The organism is uncultured Phenylobacterium sp. (assembly GCF_902826855.1).
GTDB lineage: Bacteria > Pseudomonadota > Alphaproteobacteria > Caulobacterales > Caulobacteraceae > Phenylobacterium.
This window is the reverse complement of the sequence record NZ_CADEGK010000185.1, coordinates 1-8,887: the sequence shown is the minus strand read 5'-3', so window position 1 is coordinate 8,887 and position 8,887 is coordinate 1. Positions and strand designations below refer to the sequence as shown.

Genomic DNA, 8,887 nt, shown 5'->3' with positions numbered 1-8,887 from the left:
GGCGGAAGCCGCCGTGGTGGGTTATCCCCACGACATCAAGGGCCAGGGCATCTATGCCTATGTCACCCTGAAGGCCGGCGTGACGCCGACCGATGCGCTGAACAGCGAGTTGAAGGCATTTGTCGGCAAGGAGATCGGGCCCATCGCCAAGCCGGACGTGATCCAGTTCGCGCCCGGCCTGCCCAAGACCCGCTCGGGCAAGATCATGCGGCGCATCCTGCGCAAGATCGCCGAGGACGACCTCGGCAACATCGGCGACACGTCGACCCTGGCGGAGCCCGCCGTCGTCGAGGATCTCGTCAGGAACCGCGCCGGCCGGGGCGATGATGAGGTCCATATCGACGGTCACCGGATCTCCTGCGCCGAGCTGGAAGGCGTGCTCGCGGATCATGCAGCGGTTGTCGAGGTGGCTGTCGTCGCCGTCGATTCGGCCGGTGGCCGCAGCGAATCGCTCTGGGTCTACGTCACGCCCGACGCGGCGATCACCGTGTCCGATGTCCTGGCGGCGGATATCAAGGGGTTCCTGCGGCGCGAGGTCGGCCCGCATGCCGTCCCGGCGGCGGTGATCTTCGGTCCGCTTCCCAAGACGGCGGCCGGCGAGGTGCTGCGACCGGTCCTGCGCCGTATCGCCGAGTCGGGAGATCCCGGAGACACGTCCGGCCTTCAGGACCCGTCGGTGGCCGACAAGCTGACCCGAGCGCGGGCCGACGCCGCCGCCTCCTAGATGGACCTCCCCGCCGCGCTCAGGTCGGCCATCGATCGTGAGCTGGCCGGCGTCTCGCGGCGCGACCTGACGGAGCGCACCGCCGCAACTACGGCCGCCTACCGCGCGGGCCGAACCTCCGCCACGGCCATCAAGGGCCGCGAGGATGCGCTGGCCTATGCGCTGGCCCGCCTGCCCGCCACCTACGCCGCCACGGCGACCGTGCTGGCGGAGGCGGCGCGGATGGCGCCGGGCTTCGCGCCCACCTCCCTGTTGGACGCCGGCGCCGGGCCCGGCGGTGGCAGCTGGGCGGCGGCGGGAACCTGGCCGTCGCTGCGCCAAGTCACCTGGATGGACTCCAGCCCTCCGTTCCTGGACCTGGCGTGGCGGCTGGCCGCCGGCACGCCGCTGGCCGACGCCGACGCGCGGCGCGCCGACCTCACCGCCGGCAATCTGCCTGGCGCCGACCTGGTGCTCGCCAGCTACGCACTGGCCGAGATTCCCGCCGGCGCGCAGGACCGGGGGGTTGCGGCGCTGTGGCAGGCGACAGGAGGCGTCCTGGCCCTGGTCGAGCCCGGCACGCCGGCCGGCTACGCGCGCATCCTGGCCGCGCGCGACGCGCTGATCGGCGAGGGCGGGACGATCCTGGCCCCCTGTCCGCACCACGCCGCCTGCCCCCTTGCCGCGCCGGACTGGTGTCATTTCAGCGTTCGCCTGGCCCGCTCCCGCGACCACCGGCTGGTCAAGGCCGCCGACGTCCCCTTCGAGGACGAAAAGTTCGCCTACGTCGTGGCCGCCCGGCCGCATCTCGCCGCCGCGCCCCGAGCGCCCCGCGTCCTCGCCCGCCCTCGCGCCGGCAAGCCCGGCATCGAACTGAAGCTGTGCGCCGAGGGGGGGCTCGAGCAACGTTTCGTCCCGCGCCGCGATAAGGCCGCGCACGCGGCGGCGCGTCGGCTAGACTGGGGCGACAGCTTCTAGGAACCCCCATGCCCAAATCCCGTGCGATCCACCTCGCCAGCCGTCCCACGGGCATGCCCGCGGCGGCCAACTTCGCCCTGGTCGAGCGCGACGTGCCCGACGCCGCCGACGGCGAGGTGCTGGTGCAGAACCTCTACATGTCGGTCGACCCAGCCATGCGGCCGCGGCTGGCGGTCGACCAGCCGCTGGGCGAGGTCATGGGCGGCGGTGCGCTGGGGCGCGTGGTCCAGTCGAAGACCGACGCCTTCAAGGTCGGCGACCTGGTCTCCAACGGCATGGGCTTCCGGGAGTATTTCACCAGCGACCCGAGGGGATTGCGCAAGCTCACGCCCGATCCTGACCTGCCGCTCACCGTCCACATGCACGCCCTGGGCGGCACCGGCTTCACCGCCTATGGCGGCCTACTGCACATCGGTGCGCTCAAGGATGGTGAGCAGGTGTTCGTCTCCACTGCGGCGGGCGCGGTGGGCTCGGTGGCCGCCCAGATCGCCCAGATCAAGAACTGCTACGTGGTGGGATCCACGGGCTCGGACGCCAAGGCGGCCTGGCTGCGCGACGAGGTCGGGCTGGACGCGGTGATCAATTACAAGACCCAGCCGATCCGCGAGGCCCTGGCGGCGGCGACGCCGAAGGGGATCGATGTCTATTTCGAGAACGTCGGCGGCGACCACCTGGAAGCGGCGCTATCCCGGATGAACACCCTGGGCCGCATACCCGTCTGCGGCTTCATCTCCGGCTACAATTCCGGCGGGTCGCCGGTCTCGAACCTGTTTGCCCTGATCTATGCGCGGGTGACGATGCGCGGCTTCATCGCGCCCGACTTCATGCACCTCTACGGAGACTTCCAGCGTGACATGGGCGGCTGGCTGAAGGCCGGGAAGATCAAGTACCAGGAGACCATCCGCGAAGGGATCGCCGACGCCCCGGCCGCCCTCATCGGCGTGATGAGCGGGGAGAATTCGGGGAAGATGCTGGTGAAACTGGCGGAGTAGGCGCGCTCAGCTCGCCGCGGTCTTGGTGGGGAACGGCACGATCTTGTCGGCGTCGGCGGCCAGACGCTGGCGGCCGCGCTCCTCCACGGTGCGGATCAGGTTCGACAGGTGGGGGACCATGAAGTCGATGAAGGCGCGCACCCGCGGCGTGTCCTTCAGCTCGCGCCGGGTCACGATCCAGGAAGTGGCGCGGGCTTCTTCGATAATGTCGGAGCAGCGGACCAGGTCGTGGTCGACATCGCCGATGGTGCAGGGCAGGGCCCCGATGCCAAGGCTCGCTTTCACCGCGTGCACCAGGCTGCCCATGGAGTTCGAGCGCGTGATCGGCGGCTTGCCGCCCGAGTGGCGCATCATCCAGGTTACGGCGGGCACCTCGCCCATCTCCACGCCCACGTCGATCAGGTCGTGGTCCTTCAGCTCCTCGTAGGAGGCAGGGACGCCGCGGCGCGAGGCGTAGTCGCGCGAGCAGTACAGCGCCATGTCGTGGTCGCAGATCTTGCGGGCGATCAGGTCGGAGATCGGCAGCGAGCGGGTAGTGCGGATGGCGAGGTCGGCTTCGCCATTCTCCAGGTCCAGAGACCGGTCGGTGATCACCAGATCCACCTGCACGTCCGGGTGTGCGGTCCGGAAGGGCCCCAGGGCCGGGATCACCATGGTGTTGGCGACCAGTTCGTTGGTGGTGAGCCGCAGGCCGCCGGATACCCCGCGCAGCTGTCCGGCCGCCTGGTTGGCGAAGCGGATCGCGGCCCGCTCCACGGCCTCGGCGTCGGAGATCATCAGTTCGCCGGCCTCGGTCAGGCGGCTGCCGGTCTGGCCGCGCTCGAACAGCTTGAAGCCCAGGTCGTGCTCCAGGCTCTCGATCCGTCGCGCCACGGTGGTCTGGTTCACGCCCAGCGCCTTCGAGGCCGCCAGCGTCGAGCCGCCCCGTGCGACGGCCAGGAACGCCTTCAGGTCATTCCAGTCGAACATGGTTTCATTCTGCGGTTGCGCAGACCCCGCCCGCAAGTGTGCTCTCAACATCATATAGGATGTACGCGCCCAAGCTCCACCCGGACCCGTTCACCTCAAGGCGCGCCGTTCGCCGCCACATGAAAACCTCGTAAGCTTCCAAGGCTCAGGCGGGGTGCTAACCTGCCCTGACCACAACCGGGATACTCCATGCTCCGCATCGCTCGCGTCGCCGGCCTCGCCCTTCTTCTGGCCACGAGCGCGCTCGCGCCGCCGGCGATCGCGGCCCCAGCCGCCGCTCAGCCCACCCGGGGAGTCCCCCCGATCAAGTTCACCAGCCGCACCCTGCCCAACGGGCTGAAGGTCTTCGCCTCGGTCGACCGTGCGACCCCGAACGTCTCGGTGCAGGTCTGGTACGGCGTAGGCTCCAAGGACGACCCCCAGGGGCGATCCGGCTTCGCGCACCTGTTCGAGCACATGATGTTCAAGGCGACGCGCGACATCCCCGCCGAGGGGTTCGACCGGATGACCGAGGACGTGGGCGGTTTCAACAACGCGTCAACCGCCGACGACTTCACCGACTACTACCAGGTCGTGCCCGCCAACCACCTGGAGCGGCTGGTCTGGGCCGAGGCCAATCGGCTGGGGACGCTGGTGGTGGACGAGGCCAACTTCAAGTCTGAGCGCGACGTGGTGAAGGAGGAGCTGCGCCAGAGCGTGCTGTCGCAGCCGTACGGACGGCTGTTTTACCTCTACCTGCCCCAGGCCAGCTACGCGGCGCACCCCTACAGACGCCCCGGGATCGGCTCCATCGAAGAGCTGGACGCCGCCACCGTCGATGACGTGCGCGCCTTCCACGAGACCTACTACCGCCCCGACAACGCCGCCCTGGTGGTCGTGGGCAACTTCGACGAGGCCCAGCTCAACGCCTGGGTCGACAGGTACTTCGGGCCGCTGAAGAACCCGGCCCAGCCGCTGCCGCGCGTGACCGTGAAGGAACCGGTGCGGACCAAGGCGGGAGTCTATGACGGCTACGGCCCGAACGTGCCGCTGCCGGCGGTGGTGCTATCGTGGCAGGGCGCGGCCGCCTCCGATCCCGACGCCCCGGCGCTGACGGTGCTGGATACGATCCTTTCGGGCGGCAAGTCGTCACGGCTCTACAACAGCCTGGTCTACAAGCAGCAGATCTCCGTGCAGGCCTTCTCCCAGGCCGACCTGCCGCACGACCAGGGCCTGTTCGCAGTGGGCTCGATCATGTCGAGCGGCCACACGGTGGCCGAAGGCGAGGCGGCGCTCCTGGCCGAGGTGAAGCGCCTGCGCGACGCCCCGCCCACGGCGGCCGAGCTCTCCGAGGCCAAGAACGAACTCGTCTCCGCCGCCATTCGCGGCCGAGAGACCATCCAGGGGCGCGCCAGCGCCATCGGCCAGGCCCTGGTGGTCCAGGGCGACCCAAATGCGGTGAACACCGAGCTGGGGCTGCTACAGGCCGTCACCGCCGCCGAGGTGCAGCGCGTGGCCCGGAAATACCTGGTCGACGAGCGGCGCATGACGATCCGCTATCGGCCCGAGAGCGAGCGGCCGGAGGGCGACGTCGCCGCCGCCCCGGCCCCGCCGCCGCAGCTGGCGACCCGCTTCACCGGCCAGGTCCACAGCCTGCTGCCGGAAGCCCAGCGCCAGAAGCCGCCGCCGATCGGCGAGCCGGTGCAGCCGGTGCTGCCGAAGCCCGCGGAGATGACGCTGGCCAATGGGCTGCGGGTCATCGTCGCCCGTTCGTCCGACCTGCCGCTGGTCACCGCCGACCTCACCGTCAAGACCGGGGCCTGGGCGGATCCCGATGGCCTGGCCGGCGCCGCGGCGATGATGGCGGGCATGCTGACCGAGGGGACGGAGTCCCGCTCCGCCCAGCAGATCGCCAGCCAGATCGAGAGCCTGGGCGCGGACTTGAGCTCGGGCGGCGGGCTGGAAAGCTCGTCGGTGACGCTCAGCGCCATGCCCGACAAGCTGCCGGCGGCGCTCGCGATCATGGCCGATGTGGCCACCCATCCGGCCTTCGCACCCGAGGAACTCGACCGCCAGCGCGAGCAGGCGCTGGACGGACTGCGCGTCGCCTACGAACAGCCGGGCCAGGTGGCGGGCTTCGCCGCCGGTCCGGTGGTGTATGGCGGCACGCCGTTCGGCCATGCCGTGGAGGGCACGCCGGACACCCTGCCCAGGCTCAAGCCAGCCGACCTCGCCAGGCTGCACCGGACATGGTTCCGGCCAGACAACGCCATCCTGGTGCTCACCGGTGACATCACCGCGGAGCAGGGCTTCGCCTTGGCAGAGAGGGTATTCGGGTCCTGGGCCAAGCCCGCCGCGGCCCTGCCGCCGTTGCCCATGGTCGCCCCGGCGGGCGAGCCGCGCGCCGTGGCTATCGACATCCCCGGCACCGGCCAAGCCTCGGTGAATGTCGTCAAGCCGGCCATCGCCCGCAACGACCCCGCCTACTATCCGGCCATTGTGGCGACGACGGTCCTGGGGGGCGGCTATTCGGCGCGGATGAACGCCGAGATCCGCATCAAGCGCGGCCTCTCCTACGGCGCCTCGGCCCGGCTCGCCGCGGCCCGCACCACGGGCGCCTTCCGCGCCTCGGCCCAGACCAAGAACGAGTCCGCAGTCGAGGTCCTGGGCCTGATCAACGCCGAGTTGATCAAGCTGGCCTCCGAGCCCGCGGGGCCGGAAGAGTTGAAGGCGCGCAAATCCACCCTGGTCGGCGCCTATGGCCGCGACCTGGCCACTTCAGGCGGGCTTGCCGACATCCTGGGCGGCCTGGCCCTCTATGGCGTCCCACTCGACGAGATGAGCCGCTACACCGCCAAGGTGGAGGCCGTCACGCCCGCGCAGGTGCAGGCCTTTACCGCCCGGACACTCGACCCTAGGGCGGCAAGCGTGATCGTCGCCGGGGACGCCAAGGCGTTCACCGAGGGGCTGAGGGCCAAGCTCCCAAACCTGGAAGTGATCCCGGCGGCTCAGCTCGACCTCGCGAGCCCGACGCTGCGGAAGTGACACGCGCCTATCAGGGGAGGGAAGCGGCCTTCGTCGTCCACCGCGACAGATCCCGCTCGCGCCCCATGAGCGCCAGACCGGCGGCGATGGACTCCAGTTCGGCGCCGGTTTCGATCCGCTCGCTGGCGAAGCGGCGGTGGAAGATGGCGCGGACGGCCGGCACCAGGGACGAGCCGCCGGTGAGGAAGACCCGGTCGATCCGCTCGGGCGGCAGCTTGGCGTCGGCGAGCGCGCGGTCCACCGCGGCCTCGATCTGCGCCAGCTCCGGGGCGATCCAGCCCTCAAAGGCCGCCCGCGACACTGGCTTGACGATAGCGATCGACCCCGCCTCGAAGCGGAACACGGCCCCCTCTTCCGCCGACAAGGTCTCCTTCAGCCGCGAAACGGCGCGGTACAGCTGGTAGCCGTAGTTCTCGTCCAGGGTTTCGATCAGCCGGGCGATCTTATCCGGCTCGACGGCCTCGCGCGCCAGGCTGCGGATCTCGCGCATGTCGCGGCTGGCGCGCAGGAGGGCCAGCTGGTCCCAGCGTGCGAACGCGGCGTAGTACTTGTTGGGGACGGGCAGGGTCTTGCCGAAGGTCCGGTAGTCCGACCCCTTGCCCAGTTCCGGCGAGACCAGGTTGTCGATGATCCGGTAGTCGAAGGCGTCGCCGGCCACGCCCACGCCGGCGCGGCCGAGCGGGACGGCGCGCATCTCACCGTCGTGACGCTCGAAGCGGATGATCGAGAAGTCCGAGGTGCCGCCGCCGAAGTCGCCCACCAGCACGGTGGCGTCGTGGTCCAGCTCCCGCGCGAAGAAGAACGCCGCGCCCACGGGCTCGTAGGCGTAGAGCACCTCCTTTACCCCCATGCGGCGGAAGGCGACCTCGTAGCGCTCGAGCGCGAGGGCCTCTTTGGGCGCCGCGCCAGCGAAGATCACCGGGCGGCCGACGATCACCCGATCGGGAACGGCGCCCAGGCTGTCGCCGGCATAGTCACGGACCTTCAGGAGGAAGGTGGAGAGCAGGTCCTCGAAGCGGTAGCGGCGGCCCAGGATCTGAGTCTCGCTGAAGCTCTCAGCGGCGGCGAAGCTCTTGAACGATTGGATGAACCGCGTCTCGGCAGGATCCTCGACGTAAGCCTCGATGGCCCAGGGTCCGGCCTCGATGGTGCGCTCCGACGGCCGTTCGGCGGGGGCGTAGAAGGAGAGGCAGCTGCGGAAGGCGAACAGTTCCCCTTCTGGCGCCGGAAACCGGACCAGCCGCGCCGGACCGGAGGCGTCGGCCAGACTGAGAACGGTGTTGGTCGTCCCGAAGTCGATGCCAAGACTGTAGCTGCTCATGGTCCGCTCCGGGCGCGCGGTTGCGGCCGTTCGCGGCGAACGGCGGCGGGGTTCTGGCCGGGATCAGACGCGTCGGAGAAGAACCGAGTCCTGCGTATCGTTGAGGTCGTGCCCACCGATTCGGAGCACCTCGAAACCACGCGCCCACTCGCGGCGCACGTAGTCATGGGAGTGGTAGGCGAGGCGATAGAAGCTTGGCAAGCCTTCGGTCTCCGCGGCATCGCCCCAATAGGCAAAGCCACTGGAGCGCGCCGAGTCCTGGATGGCCTGCGGGAGCTCATAGGCGAAGGGATTCATGATCGTCGTGAGGAGGAGTCGCCCCGGCTTCAGCACACGCCGCAGTTCGTCGAGCCATGCGAACTGATGGTCCTGCGGGAGGTGAGTGAACACCGACAGAGCGTACACGAGGTCGAACGTCTGGTCGGCGTAGGGCAGGGGCGGCTGGTGGCCGTTCACCTCGAAGGCGCCGACATCGGCCATTGCCGTGCGACACTAGGCAATGGCCTGCGGGTCGATGTCCGAGCCGTGGAACGCGACACCCGGGTGGCGCGGCGCCAGCGCGCCGATCAACCGCCCGGGCCCGCACCCGAAATCCAGCACCGTCTGGCCCGCCGACAAGCCGCCGCCACCCACGGCGAGAAGGGTTTCGATCTGTTGCGCGGCGATCGCACCCGCGCGGGAGAATTCGCCGGCCGCTGCGCCGGTTACCCGGATCTGCAGGTCGGCAGGCGGGACCGGCCGCGCCTTCAGGGGCGCGCCGAACACGGCCTGCATCCAACCGGGCGTCACGGCGTATTCGAGGGTGCGCTCACGATGGTCGGACCGCAGCTTCACCTCGACGAGGAAACCGCCCAGCGCCTGTTGCGGGTCGACGCCGGCCAGCAGGCTTCGAAAATCGAT

7 protein-coding genes and 1 pseudogene are annotated in these 8,887 nt (G+C 69.9%); 4 read left to right on the top strand and 4 right to left on the bottom strand.

Going from position 1 to position 8,887, the window contains the following annotated elements; genetic code table 11:
• The 3 genes and pseudogenes from QZV94_RS19910 to QZV94_RS19900 all read left to right on the top strand — a co-directional run.
• Window positions 1-724, top strand: a pseudogene (locus QZV94_RS19910) (acetyl-coenzyme A synthetase); the annotation flags it as partial.
• Window positions 725-1,681: a small ribosomal subunit Rsm22 family protein gene (locus QZV94_RS19905; RefSeq protein WP_293680921.1), complete on the top strand. Its 957-nt coding sequence runs from the start codon at window positions 725-727 to the stop codon at window positions 1,679-1,681.
• Window positions 1,682-1,689: 8 nt separating this feature from the next.
• Window positions 1,690-2,673: an NADP-dependent oxidoreductase gene (locus QZV94_RS19900; RefSeq protein WP_293680918.1), complete on the top strand. Its 984-nt coding sequence runs from the start codon at window positions 1,690-1,692 to the stop codon at window positions 2,671-2,673.
• 6 nt (window positions 2,674-2,679) lie between these two features.
• Here QZV94_RS19900 and QZV94_RS19895 read toward each other — a convergent pair whose 3' ends face one another.
• Window positions 2,680-3,642: a LysR family transcriptional regulator gene (locus QZV94_RS19895; RefSeq protein ID WP_293680915.1), complete on the bottom strand. Its 963-nt coding sequence runs from the start codon at window positions 3,640-3,642 to the stop codon at window positions 2,680-2,682.
• A 189-nt stretch (window positions 3,643-3,831) separates the two neighbouring features.
• Between QZV94_RS19895 and QZV94_RS19890 the strand changes: the two genes are divergently transcribed.
• A complete protein-coding gene (locus tag QZV94_RS19890; protein ID WP_293680913.1) occupies window positions 3,832-6,666 on the top strand; it encodes a pitrilysin family protein in 2,835 nt (944 codons plus the stop codon).
• Between the two features lie 10 nt (window positions 6,667-6,676).
• On the opposite strand, the gene QZV94_RS19885 is transcribed toward QZV94_RS19890, so the two are convergent.
• The 3 genes from QZV94_RS19885 to QZV94_RS19875 all read right to left on the bottom strand — a co-directional run.
• Window positions 6,677-7,987 carry an Hsp70 family protein gene (locus tag QZV94_RS19885; RefSeq protein WP_293680910.1) on the bottom strand — a complete coding sequence of 437 codons (1,311 nt, stop codon included), beginning with the start codon at window positions 7,985-7,987 and terminating at the stop codon, window positions 6,677-6,679.
• A 63-nt stretch (window positions 7,988-8,050) separates the two neighbouring features.
• Window positions 8,051-8,467: a class I SAM-dependent methyltransferase gene (locus QZV94_RS19880; RefSeq protein WP_293680907.1), complete on the bottom strand. Its 417-nt coding sequence runs from the start codon at window positions 8,465-8,467 to the stop codon at window positions 8,051-8,053.
• A 12-nt stretch (window positions 8,468-8,479) separates the two neighbouring features.
• Window positions 8,480-8,887: class I SAM-dependent methyltransferase (locus QZV94_RS19875; protein WP_293680904.1), on the bottom strand; the 408-nt coding region annotated here is incomplete at its 5' end.